This is a genomic window from Arthrobacter glacialis (assembly GCF_002909415.1).
GTDB lineage: Bacteria > Actinomycetota > Actinomycetes > Actinomycetales > Micrococcaceae > Specibacter > Specibacter glacialis.
Window position 1 is genome coordinate 58,669 of record NZ_PPXB01000017.1, and the last position, 20,526, is coordinate 79,194.

Consider the following 20,526-nt stretch of genomic DNA (forward strand, 5'->3'; position numbering starts at 1 on the left):
GGTCCTGCATCCTGCCAAGGCTGGGAATGTGTACTGCAAGGACGATAAGCGTAAGAAACCGCATGAACGGACTTCGTTTACGTTTCTGGGCTACACGTTTCGGTCACGGGCCGCACGGTGATAACTTTCCTTGCGTTCATGCCGGTCATCAGTAGGCAGTCCTTGAAAAGGGTTGGCCGGGAAGTCCGTCATTGGCGGCTGCGCCGGCGGATCCATCACACCCTTGATGAATTGGCCCGGGCGATCAACACGATCGTCACCGGGTGGATGCAGTCCTGCGGGCGGTTCTATCGCACGCCACTGTAGCCCCTACTAGCGCGCATCAATGCCTACCTGGTCCGCTGGATCCGCAACAAGTATCGGCGGTACGACTCAACCTGGATGGGCTTGATGGGTCATGGAATTCTCCAGAGGGTTTCGAAGGCCTGGGCAGTCCCAAATATTCTGCACGGATCGGAATCAGCCGGTGCCCGGCATTGCCGGAGTACGGTGGTGGCACGACTGAACAACAGCCTTACCAAATGGTTCGAGAATACGATCAATTTGAGGTGCGCTGCTATCCCGAGCACTTACTTGCCGAGATCAATAGGGGGGAGCTTTGAAGACGCCGGCAATCGCGGGTTCCGCTACCTCTTCGCCTATATCAGCGGAGAGAATCAAGTCACCCAAAAAATCTCGATGACGGCGCCCGTGGTGCAGGACCTGTCCTCAGAATTGCTGGAGATGACCGCTCCGGTTCTGCAGCAGGAGTTTGCGACCCAAGACGATATTCAGAGGACATCAGAGTTCCGGATTGCGTTCGTTTTGCCGGAAGGTTTCACGCTGCAGCACGCGCCTTCACCCACCAACCCGAACGTTCACCTAAGACCGGTCCCCGCCAGCCTTGTTGCAGTTATCCGCTTCAGTGGAGGCTGGAGCACTCGGAACTTTCAGCAACACCTACAGATGCTGAGAATTGCACTGAAGGAAACCGGACTGATCTCCTTGGGAACACCTCGATTAGCCAGATATGATCCGCCGTTCAAGCCATGGTTTATGCGTCATAACGAGATCCTCCTCGATCCTGAAGAACCTAGCCCAAGTGGCAAGGACTAGCACCACAGAGGCACACGGATATTTTGGAAAGTGCTAAGTCTGTTGATGCCAGCGACCACCGATTGGAGTGCCGTGCATGGGCTCGGCTCACCCAAGGGGCTAGTCCCAGCGGCGGAGGCCAAGGATGTGAAGTACCAGCTGACAGGGAGGCCGATGCACGTGAGGCTCTCCTGGAGATCCTTGCTGTCACCTCAGTTATGAACCGGCTCCTCAGAGATGACCTGCACTAAATGCTCATTGGCGGCAAGAACTACTGCGATCGCGAACCTCGATCTGGTGCGCTGTTGGCGAGAGGAATTACCGGTAACTGATTCGTAGGCTTGAACTTTCCATTCTGAAGGGGTAGAGACTGCGCCGGTTTTCCAGCTTTCTATTGCTCGGCGTCAGGCCGCCGTGGAACTGATGGTGTTACTTGCTTAGCGATTCCACAAAGGCGAGGCTGGTACGTGAAATTTCGGTGCGGGCGTCATCGCTGGAAATGGTTGGTTTGCCATCGCCAGCTTGTGGTCCGTAGTCACCGAAGTTTGCGTGGACACCACCTTCTATCACCGTGAAGTTGGTGTCCTTGGGAAGGGTGTCCTTTGAGGCATTGATCTTTTCTGTGGTGGCCAATCCGTCGTTGGACGCGGAGATGGAGAGCACGGGTATGGGCAAAGTGCTCATGTCTGAGGCTGGGTAGGATGCGAAGAATATTACGCCAGCCACAGGATCAGCTAGATCTTTGGAGAACGCTTGGGCATCATTGGCAGCCACGACGCCACCGAGTGAATGGCCACCGAGTACCCACCGCGCTACGGGTGGGTACTGGGTTCGCGCCGAGGTGAATGTGCCGGTGGACAGAAAAGCGATACCTAAAGGCTGTTTTGGAATGACTACAATGTGCCCGTCCTCCGCTAATGGTCGTAAGACTGCGGCGTAGGCTCGGGCATCAACGAGGGCTCCTGGCTGGAAGAACACCCCTACCTCGCTTGGGGAGCTTGTTGGTGTCATCACTATCTGACTCGGGGTCTCGGTGACGGTGACGGTGTCATCTGAGGTCATGGCCGCGAGGGCAGGAGGTGCGGCACTGTAAGGAACCAGCCACCATATAAGGGCTAAGACCGCACACGACGCCACCAGGCCGATCCCTCTTATGACTTTAAACCTACGGCGGGTGGTTGCGCGACTAAGCAAGGAGCGCGCGGCAACCACCGCGCAGCTGATGAAAACAATTCCCAAGAGAATCGCATATGCGGGGTGGCCATGGACGAGCATTCCGCCGGTGGAGATGGCCGCCCAGACTGCAACAATAACGCCGAGGCTGGATATGCTGCGGACTGCCCAGAAAAAGACCGTATCGATGCGGGTTATGGCCCTGTTGCTCCCGGCAGCTAATTCTGCGGGTGTATTCGGTTCCTCAATGGTCATTTTTTCGCTCCAAACTGACGACTAATACTGGACTTCATTCTCCCTCTAAGAGGACCGCTAAGAGGCGCCTTGCCCACTCCTTGGAGGAGAAAAGTTTCGGCAAGGGCAGTTGGGAGTTCACAAGAACAGAGCGCTGGAAGTCACCGGACGGTGTTGCCGATGCTGAAGATTTTTAGAAAGAAATGACCCAATTAAAGATACTTCCATCATGGAACTATATTGGAGTAGTCTTGCACGCGTGGAAGCAAACAATGGCAGCAGATACGTAAAACTACGCTGGTTTGGACTTGGCGCCATCAGCTTGTCGGTGGCGCTGATCATCATGGACAGCACCATTGTTGCGGTTGCTGTGCCTGCGATCATCAAGGATCTGGGCCTGAGCACCACGGAGGTGCAATGGATCCAGGAAATCTACACCTTAGTGTTCGCGGCCTTGCTGTTGGTCTGGGGTAGGGTCGCAGACCGGGTGGGCAGACGTCGGATCCTTGTAGTGGGACTTCTGGTCTTCTTGGCTAGTTCGGCTTTGTGCGCTTTGGCGCCCTCGGGGATGTGGCTGATCTCGGCACGGGCACTGCAGGGGATCGGCGGCTCGATGATTCTTCCCACCACGCTCTCGTTGCTCAACGCCAACTTCCGTGGCAAAGAACGCACCATCGCCTTCGCCGTTTGGGGTTCCACTATCGGCGGCATGGCTGCTCTTGGTCCCATCGTTGGAGGATGGCTCACCTCCTCTTTCTCTTGGAACTGGGCCTTCTTAATCAACGTTCCACTGGGTCTGGTGGCCGTCGGCGGTGTAATGTACTTCGTTGCTGAGTCCAGTGAGGTAGCTACGGGGAAGCTTAACGACTATTTTGGTGCACTCCTGTCTGTGGTGGGTTTTGGCTCGCTGGTCTTTGGTCTGATCGAGGGCCGGCAGTATGGATGGTGGAGCGCTAACGCCGGTGCACCTTTCAACCTCTTCGGGCTCTCCCTCGTCCCGGCGGCTTTTGTCCTTGCCATTGCGGCACTGGCGGGATTCCTGCTCTGGGAACGATCGAGGCAGCGCTCCAATCGAAGTGTTTTATTGGACCTGTCCTTATTCAACATTTCCTCATTTTCCCGTGGCAACCTCACGGCATTGACGGTGAGCCTGGGTGAGTTCGGGTTGATTCTCACTTTGCCGTTGTGGTTCCAAAACGTGTTGGGGCTCAATGCCCTACAAGCCGGGTTGTCGCTGGTTCCGTTGGCAGTGGGGTCATTTGTGGCTTCCGGGACCGTCTCTGCACTGTCTAAGTCTTTTTCCGCTGTGCGGATGGTGCAACTGGGTGTTGGTTTGGAAATCATTTCCGTTGCAGCCCTGGCCCTCTTATTGAAGACTGATTCTTCCACATGGATGACATCGGGAATTTTGTTTGTCTACGGCATTGGGGTGGGCTTTGCCACTGCCCAATTGACCCAAGTGGTGCTGGCTGATGTCCCGGTCCAGCAATCTGGCCAAGCCGCATCGACGCAGTCCACGGCCCGTCAAGTGGGTTCTGCATTGGGCATCGCCATTCTGGGCACAGCATTGTTTAGCACCCTCAAGAACTCGACGGAAAACCAGGTTGCCGAGCTCATCTCCCAGTTTCCGCAATTGCAGGGCGCGGTGGACTCAGTAACCAGTAGTTCCGGGGGAACGATCGCGGCACTGGCGGGCAATCCACAGACCGCGGCTATAGCGGAGGCAGCCCGAAATGCGCTGACCCAAGGGGTATCAGTGGCGGCATGGATCGCTGCGGCAGTCTTGACCTTGGGATTCTTGACAAGTCTAAGACTCAAACCCTCGCTTCCCTCGAGCGCGAAGCCAGCGCAGACTGCTGAACCCAGCGAAGAGACCGCTCAGTAACTCCACAACCTAAGACTCAGATGTACTACTGAGGCGGGACAGTTCCTGAACGGATTGTTCCCATGCCTTCTCGACCAACGTATTCTGATGAGTTCAAAGCCGAGGCTGTCGCACTAGTTGATTCCTCGGGTCGCCCAGTAGCTCTCGTGGGTTGCGTCCCGGGGAGCGGCGGTCCCCGGCTTCCCGGGCGTCGCCGAGCATTGCCGCGACTTGAGGATGGGGCTTGTTCAGGATCCTGGTGACTTCATCGATCTTGGTTTTCACGTGTTCGTCGTCGGAGATCCCCAGCTTCACCCCGTCCAGTTAGGCCTCCATCGCCACGGCGTAGAGGGCATGGTCAACACGACGGAGCCGTTCGAGCAACGCAGGGAAGAACGAGCCATTTCCGCACCTTGGGGATCGTCAGGTTCAGATCCCCGGCCGTGGTCTCTCAGCTCCCGGGGGTGTCTCGCTGAGCTGCCGTGGTCCGCCACGATCATCAACCCTTTTGAGTCAACGGCGGCTGGCGCAAAGCTCGTCAGCAATTGATGACCAAGCCGCCAGAAAGGTCGGCGGGGGCTTTTAGATACTGCATGTGTGTTCCTTGCCAGGGACTAGGAACACACGCATTCAGTAGTTGATCCTCGTTACAGCACGGGTTGCCGCTTGCGGCGTTTCCGAAGCGCCCTAGACACCATGAGTGTTAGCCACACCACCACGGCGGAGGCTCCAGTGCCCCAGAGGATGTCGGTGATAGCAACACTGAGTGGAAAGTCCTTCAGGATTGAAAATGCCGTCATGGCCCAGGTTGCGTAGCTGAAGAAGCCAAAGAGCGCCCCCGCGGCCAAACGTTGGCGCAGCGGTGCTTTCAGCTCGAGTGGGCGGACGCCGTAGTGCACTATTCCTGCCACAAAGATCAAGTAAAAGAATCCAGCTCCGGCCAGTTGGGGCACAGTGGCCATCAGGTCGGGGATGTTCCTCTGGTACTGCGGCAGCGCAACCGTAAGAATCCACACCACATCGATGACGGCGAAAATCACGGCCGCGAGAACATAGTGCAGGAGCCATGATTTGCTGCGGGAAGTCATACTTGGGTCCCTGTCTCTGCGTAAATTTTGTCAATGAAGTTCATTGAACGGTCGGTAAAGATGTTGCGCTTGAGCTTCATGGTGGGGGTCACTAGCCCGTTTGCTTCACTGAGGTCAGCTACCAGCAACACGATCTTCCGCACCTGTTCCGAGCGGGCAATCTTGGAGTTGGCCGCGCCCACCACTTTGCTGATGGCTTTGCGTAGGCGAGCGTCGTCGATTTCCACGCACCCGCCGTCGTCGGGGGTTCTCAGGCTTTGAAGATCAGTGAAACCCTTACTTTGCGCCCATTCTGAGACGGAGCCGGAATCCAAGAGGACCAGTCCTCCCAAAAAGGGTTTGCCCTCGCCTACCATGACCGCGTGGGCTATCAGGGGGTCACTTTCCACATAGCCCTCCCAGATAGTGGGGGACACGGTCTTTCCTCCGGCGGTAACAATGACGTCCTTGATGCGGCCGGTTAGCGTTAGCCGTCCTTGATCATCTAGAACGCCGGTATCTCCGGTGCGGAAGAAACCGTCCTGGAACGCGTGAGTGTTATCCGCAGGCCTGTTGTATCCGGCAAAAACTCCAACGCCACGGGCTAGCACCTCGCCGTTCTCCGAGATACGTATGGTGGTTCCAGGCATAGGCACGCCAACGGATCCTGACTTGATGGAGCCCGGCAGATTTCCCGTCAACGGCGCCGTGGTCTCCGTTAGTCCATAACCCTCAATGACCGGCAAGCCCAGCCCCCGGAAGAACAGCGAAAGTTCGGCATCCAGCGCGGCTGCTCCGGAGAGAAGGTATTCTAGGCGCCCGCCCACGAGTTTGCGGATGCGGGAGTAGAACAAACGGTCAAAGAATGCATGCCGAACCCGGAGTGAGAGCCCAGCTTTGCGGCTGGGATCGCTCTCGCGCTCCTGCGCCAGAAGCCCCCAGTCCACAGCGGTTGCCTGCGCCACTGACCACAGGCCCCCAAGGTTCTTCTTCGCGGCGGCACCGGCAGCGGACGCCTGAATCTTCTGCAGTACTCGTGGCACCACCACCAAAAATGTTGGCTTCAGAACCCCCAACGCCGGCACTACTTCTTTGGTCTCGCTGAGATGGGCAATGCGCATGCCGTTGGCCAGGCAAATAAGCTGCAGGCCGCGGGCCAGCACATGGGCCATGGGGAGAAAAATGATGGTGTTCCCGGATTCCTTGACCACCTCGGTGTAGGCGCCAGCAACACTCAGCACCTGGCCCACAAAATTTCCGTGTGTGATGAGTGCGCCCTTGGGGGCTGCGGTGGTTCCGGAGGTGTACACAATGGTGGCCACCGAATCCAGGGTGGCCAGCAGGCGCCGAGCCTCTAGGGCTTCTGGGGTGATATCCACGCCGCCATGGACCAGCTCCGTCAGTGTTGGCCCCGCACCTGCGTCCATGGACCAGAGCTGCCAGCCGGACACGCCGGCCTGCTCAAATCCTTGCTCCAGTAGCTGAGCGTGTTCGGCAGTGCCAGCCACGGCGAAGCGCACGGAGGCGTCTTGCAGGATAACCGACACCTGGTTTAGTGCTGATGTCTCATAGATAGGTACCACCACGGCAGAAGCAAACCAGGCGGCCATATCCATGAGGGCCCACTCATACCGGGTGGGTGACATGATGGCCAGGGTTTCACCGGGCTCCAACCCAGCGGCTATCAATCCCTTGGCCAAAGCCCGGACTTCAGTGACAAACTCGCGGGTGCTTACCCGCCGCCACGGATCGGTGATGGAACTACGGCTGGAACGCACCTCAAAGGCGATGTGATCTGGCGCGATGCGGAACCTCTGCATGAGCAGTTCAGTCGCATTGGGGTAATCGGAAGCTCCGGACAACGCTGGTGTAGTGATCTCTTTCATATGGCGTCCTTGCTGGAGAGTATCTGCAGATGTGTGCGCATGAGATCTTGTGTTACATCAAGAAAAGCAACAACCGTGGTGATTTGATCAGCCGGGAGGGCTTGGAGTTGTTCGGAGAGGACCGATACCAAGGGGAACGTCAGGTTCAAGATGCGCTGGGACGCTTCCGGGCTTGCCGACAAGGTCACCAAGCGCCTATCTGGTTCGCTGCGCTCACGGGTCACATAGCCGTGTAGTTCCAAGCGGTTGGTGATGGCTGTGGTGGTGGCGGCGGTACAGCCCAATTCCTCGGCCAGCCGCCCGGAGGTGAGCGGCCCTGACTCCGCTAGCGCACACAAGGCCCTGTAATCCGTGAGATTTAGACCTAGTCTCAGCGCCATCTCCCGCTCGCTTTCCCGGACCAGGGCAACCAGGGCCCGGAGGGTTCCAGCAATGGGCTCGCACGACGATTCACTCACAGCTTTCCTCACATTCTTAGGCTTCAACCATACTCAATGATCTTTGATCATCAAACCAATTTGAAGAAGCTAGAGTGTATGCATGGGGATTTTCGCCACCAGTGGAGTCTCCGACTACAGCCCGCAGTCAAGAGAGGTCACCTCCCATGAAACAGTCCGATCGTCAGGCGCTCGCTATCTTTGCCGTGGTTTTGTTGATCGGAGCGCTACTTGCACTGGCTGGCAGCAGTGGCGGTAGCTTCATCGGAGCTATCCCCACCTTCACGCTCGCGGTAGGAGCTGCCATCGCGATCCAGTGGATCGTCTTCATTCCCTCCTTCATGAAGCAAACCGAGAAGTTCTATGACATCACCGGAACATTGACCTATGTTTCCATCACCGTGATGATCCTCCTGGCGACCCCCGAGCTCGACGCGCGATCCCTGGTCTTGGGTGCCCTGGTTTTGGTGTGGACCTTACGGCTAGGCATCTTCTTGTTCCGGCGTATCAGCAAGGCCGGTAAGGATGATCGCTTTGATGCACTCAAACCCTCTTTTGTCCGGTTCTTGAATGTCTGGACTATTCAAGGACTATGGGTCACGTTCACGGCAGCGGCGGCGTGGGTCGCCATGACTTCCGGAAAATCAGTACCGCTTGATGGCTTCGCACTCGTCGGATTTGTCCTGTGGGTGCTGGGATTCGGCATGGAAATCATCGCTGACCAGCAAAAATCACGCTTCAATGCCGACCCCGCAAATAGGGGCAAATTCATTTCCACAGGTCTGTGGTCCGTCTCTCGCCACCCCAACTATTTTGGCGAGATTCTCTTGTGGATCGGCGTGGCCATCATTGCCTTCCCCGCACTGGAAGGCTGGCAGAACATTGCGCTCATCTCACCGGTCTTTGTCATCTTGCTGCTGACCAAGGTGAGCGGCGTGCCGTTGCTGGAAAAGAAGTCGGAATCCAAGTGGGGCGGACAGACCGACTACGAGCACTACAAGGGGAAGACACCAGTGCTGATCCCGAAGTTCTTCTAGATCCACCGGCGAACATTTCCTTGACGCTGCGGCGGGGCCTGAGCGCCCTGGGGGCAAAACGTGATGCTGGCGATGCCTGGGTGGACGGTGCGGCTGGGAAGTTTTGGGGTACCTTTGGCTCCACTGGCCTCTAAGTGTTCGACGCGGACCGCGGAGTTTTGCTCCAATACCGGCCTATCTGGTCTCACCACGGCCGGCACCTGGAGCTTGCCAGGAGGAGCCGCTCCACCAAAGCGAACGCGCCGCGCACGGGCATTGCGTGGGGCGTGGGAAGTGGCAGGAGTTGCACCTGAGAACGTGGAACGGCGCTTCACCTCGGTCTTCGATGTGGACTACGGGCGCTACACCACCGTGGTGGTCAACGCAATGGTTCCCTTCGAAGCCGTCATCAGTGACCCGAAAAGCCTAGCCCTTGAATCTGTGTCGCTTCCGGAAGTTGCCCAACGCCCGCTGCACCCCGCATTCGCTGCTGCGTGACCGGAGTTCCGGCGTAGCCTCCTTTCAGGCTGAGAGTGATCAGTAGCGAGGATTCCCCACCGTCGGTACTGGGTATGCTGCTCGCTGAAATTTCTTGGGTGAGGTCGTTCGGGCCGTTCACGGGGCTGAAAGTGCACGGCCGTTACTCGCTTCCGAAATTGAAGAGGTCGTCCTAGATTTCCTGCCGGCGGATCTTGCGTTGTCACCTAGGGCCAGTACTCCTGAACGTATTGAAGAGCGGACGTTGGTCGGAAGAGAATTTGAACTTCTTGGAGAGAATCCGGGGCAGACCCGATCAGGGGTGCCTTGTACCGATCCCGGCTAGCAGTGACCTGTAGCCCTCGATGTAGCTAGGGAACGCGAACTGGAATCCGCTGTCTTTCAAACGAGTGTTCGAACAGTGTTTGTCGCCGCCGCGGGCGTTGGACACCGACCCTGTTGGTGGTTCGTCATAGGTCATTTCGTGAGCAAGGAAGCGCAAGACTTCTCCCAGATCTACGGGGTGTTCGTCGACGCCGAGATAGAGGTCACTGGGGTGGGGAACCGTTAGTAGGTGAACTGCTGCGGCTGCGGCGTCGTCGCGATGAATGCGATTTGTCATGCGAGGACTGTCAGGGATGACGGCTGTCTGGTTTCTCACGAGGTCGATGAGTCGAGTCCGGCCCGGACCGTAGATGCCGGCCAGGCGCAAGACAATACTGTTCGTTGAAGTATCCCCGTATCGGGCGTGAAGAATTGCCTCTGATTCCAGAGTAATTTTGCCGCTGAAAGAATTAGGTGTGGCAAGCGTGGTTTCATCGACATGGCCAGTTGTGTTTCCGTAGACAGTCGTAGACGAGATCAGGAGCACCTTTTCTGGCTTAATCTGATCCCGCTCGAGGGCATTCAGAACATTTGTCAGCCCTGACTTATACGCCAGATGATAGGCCTCTTCGGTGTAACTATCAGCGGCGACGGCCACGATAACGGTACGGACGCTCTTAGGGATAGTTGGGAGATGGTTAGCCAAATCTACGGATACACGTTCAAATTCTTGGGGGAGCACATCGGCCCTACGGCGCCATGCAACAACGTCTTGCCCAGACGCGACGAGTCGAAGCCCTATTTCCGTTCCAAGGTCTCCGCAACCCACAATCAAGATAGTCATGGGACTATCGTGCCAGAACACCTCCCCGCCGCAGTCATCGAAATCAACCTGACATCCGGCCGTCTAACCGACCGGGTCTCTGCCCGGCGCAGAGGTCAATACAAACCGGTTTGTGTACGCAGCGGAGCCCGCTGGAAGGCGGAGGCGTCGTGACAGCCGTGATTCCATGCGTTGATCTCAATCACATTCAGATCCAGTTCACGACCCGGAGCCAACGACCACACCCAAGCATCCGTGTATCGAACTCGCTACGGGACGTTGCGAGGACCCATGTATCCCGTCGTCAGCTTGCTTGTCAAGGGTCATGTGTATCTATCCACCAGCGGTCAGGTTTTTTGCCCGCTGGCAGTGGGCAGTTTCGTGGCCGCCTATGGGCAGTTTTTCATGGCAGCAGACACTTGTTACCTTTAGCCATGAATGGAGATAAATTGCGGCAGTCATCAACTGTTCAGGGGCGGTCGTTTGGGAAGAAAACAGTCCAGCAAGACAAGAGAACACCACGAAGGAACCGTGAGGAAATAGCCAGCGAAGTGTCCAGTAAGCCGGTCAGATTTCGAGACGCCAGGCCGTAGGACCTAGACGAAGAATGTCAGTGATTCCATGTCGTGCAGGGGAACCTTGGCCGGACGCGTTGGGGAGTCATTCAAGCTCGATTTTGCATCCTGTCCCATTGGTTCCCCACCATGCGTGAATTTTGTGTGAGGACTTGAGCGCCCTTGGGGGACTCGGCAGATACACCCAGGATCCGTCCCGCTCTGTGCCGCCGTCGCGGATATGCGGGTATTCGTTCTGCTGTATCGGTAATAATTCTCTATCGACGGGCCGATTTGTCGCTTCAGATGTGACAGGACCGTTGGGCTCACTGGGCATCGGTGTAATTGCTCATTCGGGACCGCTTGGTGGCATCCATTGTTACGCGGCAAGGCCCAGTGCTTTCACCACTTCGGCAACGCGGGTTCGCTGGTTCGGGTTCAGGCCTTGGATTGGCAACGGCAGGCTGTTGTTCTGCACCAGGCTGAGGTGCTCTGCTATGGCAGCAATGACACGCAGACTTCCACCGAACTCTGTGAACAAACTCCACAGCGGTGCGAGCCGTTCTGATTCGGCGGTCGCTTCATCCGCGTGCCCTTCTTGTGCCAGGCGGGTCATTCGCAGGGCGAGGCGGGGCAGTGTGCCGCCGACGACTGAGTACCACGCCTCACATCCTGCATTGAGTCCGGGTGCGGCGAAGGCATCGCCTGACACGCCAATCGTGACATGGCTGGGAACCATGGCTCGGATGGCCTGAAGGTGTTTTCTGGCTTGGGCGGGGCATGTCGGGACGCCGGCGATCTTGATCGAAGCGATACCAGGAAGCTGGGCGATGCGCCCATACAGCTCACGGGTGAAGGTGAAATGAGTGGTGTTGGGATTGTCGTAGACGATGATGGGAAGATCAGTGTCCCCTGATACCGCCTTGTAGAGCCCAAATACGTCATCTGCAGTGAGTGGCTGGTAGGTCATGGGGGCCAGCAACAGGGCTGCCGCGCCAGCTCGTTGGGCTTCATTGACGTTTGTCAGCACCTGAGAGGTACGTAGCGCACTGACGCCGATGAACACCGGTATGCCGCCGGCGTGCTCCACTGTCAGGTGCGTTACCTTCGCCCGTTCAGCATTGGTGAGGTATGCGTAAGAGCCAGTTGATCCGAGTGCTGTGATCGAGTCGGTGCCCGATGCCGCGAGCCGTTCGATGATTCGAATGAACGATGGGAAATCCACTTCATCGTTTGCCAATGGGGTGAGGGGAAAGGCGCTGAGTCCTGTAAACATGTTGGCTACTCCTTCAGTGCTGCATGCTCGAGGCTGAGGCATGGATTTCCGTGTCCAGGCGCTTGGCCTCAACGATGAACGTGGAACTGAACCTTGGATTGGTTGTCATGATGCTGGCCCCACCGCAGGCGGCACAGGATCATATTTGGGTGTGCGGGTGCCCCTGCGTTGTGCGGCGGCACCGGCAAGGACAACGAGCACAATGCCCACTCCCTGAATTGCCGAGGGAACCTGATGGAGCACCACCAGGCCCAGCAGCACGCCGATGGCAGGTTCAAGGGCCATCAACGTTCCGAAGGCTGTGTGCGTCATCCGGCGAAGTGCCTGCATTTCCAAGCCGAACGGCAGCACGGGGGCGAGCAAGGCCAACCCGACTGCGACCAGCAGCACGCGCCAGTCGAAATGAGCGATGACCTGGGGTGCACCGACGAATGCTGCCATCACAGCGGCGATGGGGATGGTCATCGACAGGGCACTGATCCCGGAGAAGCGGTCTCCAACATGTTGAGTGAGCATGATGTAACTTCCCCACCCAACACCTGCCAAGAGGGCGAAGCCGATTCCGAGGAGATTGACTTCCCCGTGCCATGGCTCCGTCAGAAGCACGACGCCGACGAGGGCTAGCGCCGGCCAGGTGAGCATCCGTGCGCTTCCGCTGCGAATGGCGGCAACGGTGAGTGGCCCCAGGAACTCAATCGCGACGGCGGTACCGAGTGGGATGTGTTCAATCGCTGAAAGAAAAGCGACGGACATCAGCCCGCTTGCGGCTCCTAACCCGAGGAGCGAGGGTACATCTTGCCGGCGTATGCGCTTGAGGGGTGGCCTGGCGATCAGCAAGAAGATCACCCCGCCCATGGCCAGCCGCAGCCAGGCGGTCCCCGCCGCCCCAACTTGCTCAATGAGGCCTACCGAGAGCGCGGAGCTGAGTTGAATCAGGAACATGGCCGCCACGGCCATTGACCACGGCGGTAGTGGCGTTTTCGTTTGACCGGTCATTGTGCGGACATCAATCGCTGGGACACGGTCACGCCGGGACTCGCGAGGGTAAGGGCGGTGGTGAGGTCCGCAGCCGCGGCGCGTAGAGCCTCATTGGTCATTGGGTCTAGGGCGTCGAAGATGAAGAGGGCTGTTTCGGTTTGGTCAGAGAGTCCTGTTCGGGGTCCTTGTCGCCAGTTCCATCGACGGCACGTCACGCCGAGGTCATCGCGCCAGATAACTTCTCCCGGGCTCGGGTGCTCGGTTACTGGTGCGTGGTTGGCGAACGCTTCGAAGTGCTCGTCGCCAGTGGCTCGTACGAGACGGGCCGGGCCCTGGTATAAGTCGAGGTCTTCCCCGCCAATCGGTACCTGGTGCAGAAGGGAGATCGCGTTGTAAATGTCGGTGAGCGCATTCACCCGGGGAAGTTTCTCACGGGCTCGTCGGGTGAGTGCTTCCAGACTGTTGCGTGTGCGCTGCGGCTTCGCGCCAAACGCGCGGTACGCTTCACGCCAGGCAGCGACGTGCGGCAATTCCTCCACCGCGCATTCACCCAGGAGTGTGCGTGCGTGGGCCTCGGCGAGGTCGAGAAGTTCCTCGCTGGCAGGATTGCTGGGGGCGGCCTGTAATCCATCAACGACCAGCAGCAGTGCTCGATAGTCGGGACGCAGCGCAAACACTGCCGGCTCGACGCTTGCAGCGTCCAAGAAGTGTTCATGCGAATCTGCTCTAGACATCGAGGTTTTCCGTTCTGTGCGCCGTGCCGACACCAGGTTCAAAGACCGTGAGGGTGAAACGAGCCGGATGGGCAGCCGCATTGATGTACGCATGGGATTCATCGCCGGGGAATGACATGGCGTCTCCCTGAGTGAGTACGAAGGTTTGGGAGCCAACCTTGATGGTGACTTCACCGGCGAGGATTTGAAGTAGCTCTTGCGTACCTTCGGTATGCGGATCACTTGAATGCTGTTCTCCCGGCATCAGCGTCCAATCCCACAACTCAACAACATCAGGGGATGAGGTTCCCGCCACTAGCAGGCCACGTCCACCCAAATCACCCGTCCACAATGCGGCGCCCTCTCCATTGCGCGTGAGTTTAACCTGCTTCGGTGTCGGGGGCTCAACGAGCGCCGGAAGGCCCAAGCCGAGAGCGTCACTCAACCTCAAGAGCGTCCCCACGCTCGGATTGGCGGTACCCTGCTCGACATTCACCACCATTCGCCGACTCACCCCTGCATGGCCTGCAAGTTGATCAAGGGTCCACTTTCGTGACTGTCGCTCCTGCTTCACCCGCGCACCAATGGTGCGCGCCAGCAATTCTGTCGATGACTCCATGAGTGCAGCATACTGCACTATGAGTGCAGTGCGCTACGTTTGCGACCTTAAGTTGGATGGCACCCAGGCCGTTCTGATTCAGGGGCGATACCAGCGGGGAGTACGGCTGACGGTGGAGATCCCTTGAGGCGACTTCGGAGGCCGGTTCTGGCCCTGATCGACGCTGGTCTCGTTGTGCTCATGGATCTAAGAAACAGCGGGGCGGAATGTTGCCCCGCCGTCGGTGGAGACTTGTACGCCGGTGGTCGTGGCTGCCCAGATCGTTAGCTCTCCCGTCTCACTTTCAGCGGCGGTGAGGGCCTCAACCTGTCCAGTGATCGTGCCGGACGTGGTCCAGGTCAGTCCTGTGTCGTCGGAGACGAAGACGCTGCCGTCCGGGGCGATGCCGACGGCGTCAGTGGGGGCCTTGTTCGTAGATCTGACCAGGGCTGCATATTGGATGATGGGACTTTTCGGCACAGCTTGCCATGTTGTGCCACTATCGGTGGAGCGCTGCACCCCATTCTCCGTCGTCGCCAACACGACCGTTGAGGCCGGGCTGCCGGTCAGCACAGCCGGGGTAAAAGTCGCTGGTGAGGTGTTCCAAGTGGTTCCGTCTGTGCTGGTGCGCAAATGACCGTCGAAGGCCACTATTGTGTGGCCGCTGACGGTGAGTGCGTGGAAGTCGGACTCGCCGGCCCTGGAGACCGACTCCCAGGTCTTTCCTGCATCGTCGGACCGTATGAGCCCAACTGGGTTCGGTAGCGAGGACCCGGGCCCGGGATGACCGGAAGCGTAGAACACGTCAGGTTCGGCGGTGGCAGCGAACCCCATCAGGTCGATGTTGGAATCGCCGACTTTGACGGCGGGGTCCCCGGTGGCGTCGTATAAGCCGTCGTGGGTGGCAAGCAGGATTCTCGTGGATGCCGGGTCAACACTGATGCCATGCACATGGCTCAGTGCTTCGGCATTCGGGGTCGGTTCAGCAGCCGGGGACCGGGCGCTGGTGCATCCCGCCAGGAGCAGTGGGATTGCCAACAATGACACCACGGCGGATCGGCGGGCACAAAAAAGGGATGTACGGGGTTGCAAAGGGGACTCCAAAGAAACAGGGGAAGAGAGGATGGAGGATGGTGGATCTAAAGAATTTCAGATCCACCACCGAAAAATGTACTGAGCGGGGTCCTATAGGGTGGCGAGCAGGTCTTCCATGACATTGATCTCGGCTTCCTGGGAGGAAACGATGCTCTTTGCCAAGGCCACCGCGTCAGCATTTTTCCCGTCCGTGACCTCGTTTTTGGCCATCTCCACGGCCCCTTCATGATGGGCGATCATCTGGGTCAGGAACAGCTGGCTGGCCTCCGCGCCCTCAGCGGCCTTGAGCTTGTTCATGTCGGCCGAGGTCATCATGCCGTTCATGGAGTGGCTGCCGGCCATGGCGGTCGGTTCGGACCACCCGGTCAGCCAGGTGGTCATCTTCGTGATTTCCGGATCCTGGGCAGCCTTGATTTCTTCGGCCAGCGCCTTGATCTTGGCGTCGAGGTCTTTCTTGGCGAGCATGATGTCGCTCATTTCCACGGCTTGGACGTGGTGGGGGATCATCATTTGGGCGAACATCGTGTCCGCGGCATTGTGTTCGGTGCCGGAGACCGACGGTTGCGTTGATGTCGTCGAGGTGCCGTGGTTCATGCCGGGCATGGATCCTCCGTCTGTCCCTGTGGAACAACCGGCTAGTGCAATCATGGCGGCAACAACGGTTGCGGAAATAATCAGTGGTTTTTTCATGACAATACAGTCCTTCACTTACAGCTCTTCGATTTTTTGGCAGTCACACCCGTTTGAGGGCGCGTCAATGAGGACCCGTGACAAAGACACGGGTCGATTCATCGGTTTACGTTCTGCTGATCGAGAGTTTGGTAAGTGATGGAGGATCGGGACTGCGATCCGACGACTTGTGCCCGGGAACGCCAGCGAACGCTGTTCCGGTGGCATGGGTGCTGAGTGTTCCCGGCAGAGGAACATGTAGCACAAGGGAGCTGATTGTCGGGGTGCAGTCTCCGTGCATTGCCATGGCGGCGGCGCAGCCAGCGGGGGAGCAGTCGCATTCGGGCACGGCATTGACTTGTCCCAGTGCGGAGGCACTGGTCGAGTGGCCGGATTCTGCAGCGAGGTGGACTGGAGTGCTTGATTGCTCGGTTAGGGCGTGTGTCATCATGGCGGCAGTCATGCTTGATGGTGCAGCGGAGACGGCCGGCGGACCATTGACCACATGCATTCCCATGATGCCGCCGATGATGGCTAGCACGACGGCGAGCAACCCGGCCCAGCGCACGATGGGCCCCGCAGTTGGCCAGTCATAAGGCATGCGCACGGTGGGGTCCTTTCGGTTGTTCCGCTGGAAGCTATCTAGTGGTTGTGAATTGTACGGGCCCAAGCTGGGTGAGAGCTTCAAGCGTTCCTAGTGGATGTCTGCCGGGCTGAGCTTGAGGCGGCGGAGCAGTTGGGCGTTGAGCGCCACCCCTGCCGATTCCATGGCGCCATCGGTGCCGGCGCCGGTGGCGCCGGTGGCGATGCCAACCTCGGCCCGTGTCGGCTGGAACCTGGCTGACCTAGGCGCCTTCGAACTCAACGAATCCTTTGCCAGCCAATCGCTGGCAGTGATGCGCCAGCTGGGCCTGGATAACGGCATTGTCAATAACGACGGCGGCGCCATCGCCCTAGGAGACCCGCTGGAAAAGCAGTCCCCGATGGCAGTGGAATGGTAGTAAAGAGGTACCGTGCACGCCCGAATTTGGGGCACACCGGCTCGCGTTGAAGGCACCAATAGACGAAGCTTGCGACTGCGGCTGTCGTCCAATTAGCAGTTTAGTTTCATTGCTTGAGCTCGTACGCCATGAGTTGAACGTCTGGGCCGCAAGCCTGTCGGCGAGTTCACGAGGTAGGGCCAGGATTTAGTTTGTTGCTGGCAGGTCGCATTCGGGCTGGATCACATGTGGTCGATCAGGCTGAGCGCTGGAGACACTTGCCCCTCCCGGTGGTTGGACTCGTGTCCCAGCCATCGCTTGGTGATACGGAAATCACCTGTCTGAGGTACGGTCAGGATGCCAGTAGGTAGCCAACGCCGGTGCACGCCGGGAACACCGGCGCCGTCATGGCCGTACGCGCTGCCCGATTCGCCACTTTGTCGGTGGTCCATCGATCACCTCCATGATCGCGAGGTTTTGCGATGATCAGTTCAATCCGTCTGCCGAGGAGGCAGGTTTACGTTGCCTCGGCGGGGTCACCCCTGCAGCAGGACCCGGATTTGTATTTTGAGTTCTTGTAGGAGCTCATTGACGGTCTTGGTGGCGTTAATGCTGATGGCCATGCTCAGGAACATAACCGCGGAGATGATGTGCGCGAGCGTGCCCGCATTTGCGGATTGAATGTGCTTGTCTCGCCCCAACACCTCGGCGATGGCTTCTTCGGTCTGGGCCGAGAGCAGCAGTGCGTCGTGGTGGTGCGGTTCCTCATGGTCACCAAAAACCATTTCTCGCAGATAGGTTCGACCGTTTTCGACCTGGGCGCGGTTGCATTCCACCACCGGACGGATGATCGCCATGACCGCCTCAAGGGTGTCCGATATTGATTTGGCGGCAGCCTGGCCCTTGTTGAGTGCTGCCGCGTAGCTGGCGTTTTGGACGAGCAGTAGCAGCTCGCCTTTTGATTTGGCATAAAGGAAGAGGGTTCCGGCGCCAATGTCTGCCTTGTCGGCGATTTGCTGCGTGGTGACCTCATCAACGCCATGATCGGCAAAGAGCTCGCGGGCGGCAGCCACTATCCGGTCGAGTTTGGCCTGTTTGTTGCGCTCGCGCCGGCCGATTGGTTGGGAGGCGACAGCCATAGGGGTCCTTCCGGGAATAAAGAATGATTATGCTCAGTTATGAGTGTAGTCGGTACCGCGTGCTCGGATATGTGTTCAATCATTCTCCCATGAGGGAACTGATAACCCATCTGGGTGGCCCGGGGTGCCGACGTCCATGATCGACTCGAACATAAGGACTTTCACCATGGTTTTGTCTTCCCTCTGGCAACCGTTCACACTAGGCCGTTTGGAGCTTCCGCACAGATTGGCGCTGGCACCCATGACCCGCAACCGTGCCCATCCCGATGGCACCCCGGGTGGCCTTGCCGCCATGTACTACGGACAGCGTGCTTCCCTTGGCCTTGTCATTAGCGAAGGCGTCCAGCCTTCGGAGGATGGGCAGGGATATTTGAACACCCCCGGCATCTACACACCCGAGCACATCACCGGTTGGGCCAAGATCGCGGATGCGGTGCATGAAGGCGGCGGATCACTGTTCATCCAGTTGATGCATGCCGGCCGGATCTCGCACCCGGACAACACTCCCCACCACCGTGCGCCGGTGGCGCCGTCGGCGGTATCCGCCGATCAGGACATGGTGACAGCAACGGGGCTGCAGAAAACTCCGCTTCCGCGTGAACTCAGCTCCGACGACATCCACACCGTGATTGCCGAATTCCGCCACGCGGCCGCCTCGGCGATCGCAGCAGGCGCCGATGGAGTTGAAATCCACGGAGCCAACGGGTATCTGCTGCACCAGTTCCTCTCCCCGAACGCCAATCACCGCACCGACTCCTACGGCGGTTCGGTGGAGAACCGGTCCAGGTTCGTCGTCGAGATTGCCCGGGCCATCGCCGAGGAGATCGGGGCCGACCGCGTCGGCATTCGACTCTCCCCGGCCATGCCCCTAGGTGGACTCAACGAGGGTGACACCGATAGCGTCCGTGCACAGTACCGGCACCTGGTCGGTGAGCTGGCGAACCTGAACCTTGCCTACCTGCACCTGCACCACGTTGGCGATGATGAATTGCTGCGCTCCCTCAGGGATGCTTGGCCCACTGCGGTGCTGGTGGTCCGCTACGGTCGCACCCGCGAGCAGATTGCCGATGACATCGACGCGGGCCTTGCCGACATTGCCCCGCTGGGTCGATTTGCGCTGGCCAATCCGGACGTCGTCGAACGCCTGCGCATTGATGCCCCGCTCAATGAGCTAGACCCGGCAACCATCTATGGGGGCGGCGAAGCCGGATACGTGGACTATCCCACCCTGGCGCACGCCTAACCTGGCGCACCCAGTCATCGGGCATTCCCCGCGCAGGAAGCGCGAATCGCAGCCCATGCTTGACAGGCCACCCCGATCGGTGCGGCCACCCAACCAGAAGAAAGCTCAACAACATGTCTTCACTTGAAGGTGCAGTTGTCCTTGTCACCGGCGCGAACGGTGGCATCGGAACCCATTTCGTGCATGAAGCCTTGGCCCGCGGCGCCAGCAAGGTCTATGCCACAGCCCGTACGCCCCAGGACTGGGATGACGAGCGGATAGTTCCGCTTGCCCTCGACGTCACAGACCATGCATCCATTCAGGCCGCAGTTGATGCTGCCGGGGACGTGACGGTGTTGATCAACAACGCGGGCGCCTCGGTGGCCGGCGCCGGAATCCTCTCCCACACAGACGAAGAAATCCGGGCCAACGTGGAAGTAAACTTCCTCGGACCCTTGTTCGTTGCCAGGGCGTTTGCCCCTGTCCTGTCTGCACATGACAATTCGGTGCTTATCGACATGCACTCCGCACTGAGTTGGTATGCCGTCGCTGGCATCTACAGCGCCACCAAAGCGGCCCTGTGGTCGGCAACGAACTCGTTGCGTCTGGAACTGGCCCCCGCCGGCGTGCATGTCGTAGGGGTGCATGTTGCCTACGTCGACACACCTATGGCTGTGCACTCCACTGATCCGAAGACAGCCCCGGCGGATCTAGTGAAGATTGTCCTTGATGCCGTCGCGGCCGGCGAACTTGAGGTTCTTGCCGATGCAATATCGGCCCAGCTGAAGGCTGGGCTCAGCGCCCCGCTCGAAGCAATGTACCCCCAATTGGGTCGCACAGCAGCTTAATCGGAACTCTCGGGCGCACTGCCCGCCACCAATAAAACAGCAGTCAACCCCGCGACCGTTGGGTTGACTGCTGTTCTAT

General features: G+C 58.7%; 22 protein-coding genes and 1 pseudogene. 8 read left to right on the top strand and 15 right to left on the bottom strand.

Annotated elements, in window-relative coordinates:
* Nucleotides 1–138: 138 nt before the first annotated feature.
* Both CVS28_RS20500 and CVS28_RS17290 read left to right on the top strand, forming a co-directional pair.
* Nucleotides 139–306, top strand: coding sequence for a group II intron maturase-specific domain-containing protein (locus CVS28_RS20500; RefSeq protein ID WP_207797248.1), 168 nt, complete (start codon nt 139–141; stop codon nt 304–306).
* Nucleotides 307–492: 186 nt separating this feature from the next.
* Nucleotides 493–1,095: an SOUL family heme-binding protein gene (locus tag CVS28_RS17290; RefSeq protein WP_341476424.1), complete on the top strand. Its 603-nt coding sequence runs from the start codon at nt 493–495 to the stop codon at nt 1,093–1,095.
* Nucleotides 1,096–1,503: 408 nt separating this feature from the next.
* On the opposite strand, the gene CVS28_RS17295 is transcribed toward CVS28_RS17290, so the two are convergent.
* On the bottom strand, nt 1,504–2,502 hold the full coding sequence (locus tag CVS28_RS17295) for an alpha/beta hydrolase (RefSeq protein WP_103482286.1): 999 nt from the start codon (nt 2,500–2,502) through the stop codon (nt 1,504–1,506).
* A gap of 238 nt (nt 2,503–2,740) precedes the next feature.
* Between CVS28_RS17295 and CVS28_RS17300 the strand changes: the two genes are divergently transcribed.
* On the top strand, nt 2,741–4,366 hold the full coding sequence (locus CVS28_RS17300; protein WP_341476425.1) for a DHA2 family efflux MFS transporter permease subunit: 1,626 nt from the start codon (nt 2,741–2,743) through the stop codon (nt 4,364–4,366).
* A gap of 306 nt (nt 4,367–4,672) precedes the next feature.
* Here the strand turns inward: CVS28_RS17300 and CVS28_RS17310 are convergent.
* The 4 genes and pseudogenes from CVS28_RS17310 to CVS28_RS17325 all read right to left on the bottom strand — a co-directional run.
* Nucleotides 4,673–4,793 (bottom strand): annotated as a pseudogene (locus CVS28_RS17310) (transposase); the annotation flags it as partial.
* A 199-nt stretch (nt 4,794–4,992) separates the two neighbouring features.
* Nucleotides 4,993–5,433 (bottom strand): DUF2177 family protein, encoded by a 441-nt coding sequence (locus CVS28_RS17315; RefSeq protein WP_103482289.1) that lies wholly within the window; start codon nt 5,431–5,433, stop codon nt 4,993–4,995.
* Entirely contained in the window at nt 5,430–7,298 is a 1,869-nt protein-coding gene (locus tag CVS28_RS17320) for an AMP-dependent synthetase/ligase (protein WP_103482290.1), read from the bottom strand. Before CVS28_RS17320 ends, CVS28_RS17315 begins: the two co-directional genes overlap by 4 nt.
* Nucleotides 7,295–7,756 (bottom strand): MarR family winged helix-turn-helix transcriptional regulator, encoded by a 462-nt coding sequence (locus CVS28_RS17325; RefSeq protein WP_103467370.1) that lies wholly within the window; start codon nt 7,754–7,756, stop codon nt 7,295–7,297. Before CVS28_RS17325 ends, CVS28_RS17320 begins: the two co-directional genes overlap by 4 nt.
* A 146-nt stretch (nt 7,757–7,902) precedes the next feature.
* On the opposite strand from CVS28_RS17325, the gene CVS28_RS17330 reads away from it, so the two are divergent.
* On the top strand, nt 7,903–8,772 hold the full coding sequence (locus tag CVS28_RS17330) for a DUF1295 domain-containing protein (protein WP_103482291.1): 870 nt from the start codon (nt 7,903–7,905) through the stop codon (nt 8,770–8,772).
* A 273-nt stretch (nt 8,773–9,045) separates the two neighbouring features.
* Nucleotides 9,046–9,249 carry an NUDIX hydrolase gene (locus CVS28_RS20225; RefSeq protein WP_243399952.1) on the top strand — a complete coding sequence of 68 codons (204 nt, stop codon included), beginning with the start codon at nt 9,046–9,048 and terminating at the stop codon, nt 9,247–9,249.
* A gap of 295 nt (nt 9,250–9,544) precedes the next feature.
* On the opposite strand, the gene CVS28_RS17340 is transcribed toward CVS28_RS20225, so the two are convergent.
* From CVS28_RS17340 to CVS28_RS17375, 8 genes are all read right to left on the bottom strand, one after another.
* Nucleotides 9,545–10,396 carry an NAD-dependent epimerase/dehydratase family protein gene (locus CVS28_RS17340; RefSeq protein WP_103482292.1) on the bottom strand — a complete coding sequence of 284 codons (852 nt, stop codon included), beginning with the start codon at nt 10,394–10,396 and terminating at the stop codon, nt 9,545–9,547.
* 912 nt (nt 10,397–11,308) lie between these two features.
* Nucleotides 11,309–12,205: a dihydrodipicolinate synthase family protein gene (locus tag CVS28_RS17345; RefSeq protein ID WP_103482293.1), complete on the bottom strand. Its 897-nt coding sequence runs from the start codon at nt 12,203–12,205 to the stop codon at nt 11,309–11,311.
* Nucleotides 12,206–12,310: 105 nt separating this feature from the next.
* Nucleotides 12,311–13,201, bottom strand: a complete 891-nt coding sequence (locus CVS28_RS17350; RefSeq protein ID WP_103482294.1) for an EamA family transporter — start codon at nt 13,199–13,201, stop codon at nt 12,311–12,313.
* On the bottom strand, nt 13,198–13,917 hold the full coding sequence (locus tag CVS28_RS17355; protein ID WP_103482295.1) for a B3/B4 domain-containing protein: 720 nt from the start codon (nt 13,915–13,917) through the stop codon (nt 13,198–13,200). The genes CVS28_RS17350 and CVS28_RS17355 overlap by 4 nt, the downstream gene beginning before the upstream one ends.
* Entirely contained in the window at nt 13,910–14,533 is a 624-nt protein-coding gene (locus tag CVS28_RS17360) for a helix-turn-helix domain-containing protein (protein WP_341476426.1), read from the bottom strand. The genes CVS28_RS17355 and CVS28_RS17360 overlap by 8 nt, the downstream gene beginning before the upstream one ends.
* Nucleotides 14,534–14,701: 168 nt before the next feature.
* Nucleotides 14,702–15,541: a F510_1955 family glycosylhydrolase gene (locus tag CVS28_RS17365; protein WP_341476427.1), complete on the bottom strand. Its 840-nt coding sequence runs from the start codon at nt 15,539–15,541 to the stop codon at nt 14,702–14,704.
* A gap of 138 nt (nt 15,542–15,679) precedes the next feature.
* Nucleotides 15,680–16,279, bottom strand: coding sequence for a DUF305 domain-containing protein (locus CVS28_RS17370; protein ID WP_103467377.1), 600 nt, complete (start codon nt 16,277–16,279; stop codon nt 15,680–15,682).
* A gap of 106 nt (nt 16,280–16,385) precedes the next feature.
* Nucleotides 16,386–16,865 carry a DUF6153 family protein gene (locus tag CVS28_RS17375; protein ID WP_103482297.1) on the bottom strand — a complete coding sequence of 160 codons (480 nt, stop codon included), beginning with the start codon at nt 16,863–16,865 and terminating at the stop codon, nt 16,386–16,388.
* Nucleotides 16,866–17,001: 136 nt separating this feature from the next.
* Here CVS28_RS17375 and CVS28_RS17380 point away from each other — a divergent pair, with 136 nt between their 5' ends.
* Nucleotides 17,002–17,259 (top strand): hypothetical protein, encoded by a 258-nt coding sequence (locus CVS28_RS17380; RefSeq protein WP_423716423.1) that lies wholly within the window; start codon nt 17,002–17,004, stop codon nt 17,257–17,259.
* 221 nt (nt 17,260–17,480) lie between these two features.
* Here CVS28_RS17380 and CVS28_RS17385 read toward each other — a convergent pair whose 3' ends face one another.
* Together CVS28_RS17385 and CVS28_RS17390 are read right to left on the bottom strand one after the other, a co-directional pair.
* Nucleotides 17,481–17,690, bottom strand: coding sequence for a hypothetical protein (locus CVS28_RS17385; protein ID WP_103482299.1), 210 nt, complete (start codon nt 17,688–17,690; stop codon nt 17,481–17,483).
* Between the two features lie 84 nt (nt 17,691–17,774).
* Nucleotides 17,775–18,377: a TetR/AcrR family transcriptional regulator gene (locus CVS28_RS17390; protein WP_103482300.1), complete on the bottom strand. Its 603-nt coding sequence runs from the start codon at nt 18,375–18,377 to the stop codon at nt 17,775–17,777.
* A gap of 166 nt (nt 18,378–18,543) precedes the next feature.
* On the opposite strand from CVS28_RS17390, the gene CVS28_RS17395 reads away from it, so the two are divergent.
* Complete coding sequence (locus CVS28_RS17395) at nt 18,544–19,620, top strand: alkene reductase (protein WP_103482301.1); 1,077 nt, start codon at nt 18,544–18,546, stop codon at nt 19,618–19,620.
* A 113-nt stretch (nt 19,621–19,733) separates the two neighbouring features.
* Entirely contained in the window at nt 19,734–20,447 is a 714-nt protein-coding gene (locus tag CVS28_RS17400) for an SDR family oxidoreductase (protein ID WP_103482302.1), read from the top strand.
* Nucleotides 20,448–20,526 lie beyond the last annotated feature (79 nt).

What these genes read in the sequence shown, in the direction of transcription:
- CVS28_RS20500 (WP_207797248.1), top strand. Translation starts at nt 139, where the DNA reads ATGCCGGTCATCAGTAGGCAGTCCTTGAAAAGGGTTGGCCGGGAAGTC.
- CVS28_RS17295 (WP_103482286.1), bottom strand. Translation starts at nt 2,502, where the DNA reads ATGACCATTGAGGAACCGAATACACCCGCAGAATTAGCTGCCGGGAGC.
- CVS28_RS17315 (WP_103482289.1), bottom strand. Translation starts at nt 5,433, where the DNA reads ATGACTTCCCGCAGCAAATCATGGCTCCTGCACTATGTTCTCGCGGCC.
- CVS28_RS17320 (WP_103482290.1), bottom strand. Translation starts at nt 7,298, where the DNA reads ATGAAAGAGATCACTACACCAGCGTTGTCCGGAGCTTCCGATTACCCC.
- CVS28_RS17330 (WP_103482291.1), top strand. Translation starts at nt 7,903, where the DNA reads ATGAAACAGTCCGATCGTCAGGCGCTCGCTATCTTTGCCGTGGTTTTG.
- CVS28_RS17340 (WP_103482292.1), bottom strand. Translation starts at nt 10,396, where the DNA reads ATGACTATCTTGATTGTGGGTTGCGGAGACCTTGGAACGGAAATAGGG.
- CVS28_RS17345 (WP_103482293.1), bottom strand. Translation starts at nt 12,205, where the DNA reads ATGTTTACAGGACTCAGCGCCTTTCCCCTCACCCCATTGGCAAACGAT.
- CVS28_RS17350 (WP_103482294.1), bottom strand. Translation starts at nt 13,201, where the DNA reads ATGACCGGTCAAACGAAAACGCCACTACCGCCGTGGTCAATGGCCGTG.
- CVS28_RS17355 (WP_103482295.1), bottom strand. Translation starts at nt 13,917, where the DNA reads ATGTCTAGAGCAGATTCGCATGAACACTTCTTGGACGCTGCAAGCGTC.
- CVS28_RS17370 (WP_103467377.1), bottom strand. Translation starts at nt 16,279, where the DNA reads ATGAAAAAACCACTGATTATTTCCGCAACCGTTGTTGCCGCCATGATT.
- CVS28_RS17385 (WP_103482299.1), bottom strand. Translation starts at nt 17,690, where the DNA reads ATGGACCACCGACAAAGTGGCGAATCGGGCAGCGCGTACGGCCATGAC.
- CVS28_RS17390 (WP_103482300.1), bottom strand. Translation starts at nt 18,377, where the DNA reads ATGGCTGTCGCCTCCCAACCAATCGGCCGGCGCGAGCGCAACAAACAG.
- CVS28_RS17395 (WP_103482301.1), top strand. Translation starts at nt 18,544, where the DNA reads ATGGTTTTGTCTTCCCTCTGGCAACCGTTCACACTAGGCCGTTTGGAG.
- CVS28_RS17400 (WP_103482302.1), top strand. Translation starts at nt 19,734, where the DNA reads ATGTCTTCACTTGAAGGTGCAGTTGTCCTTGTCACCGGCGCGAACGGT.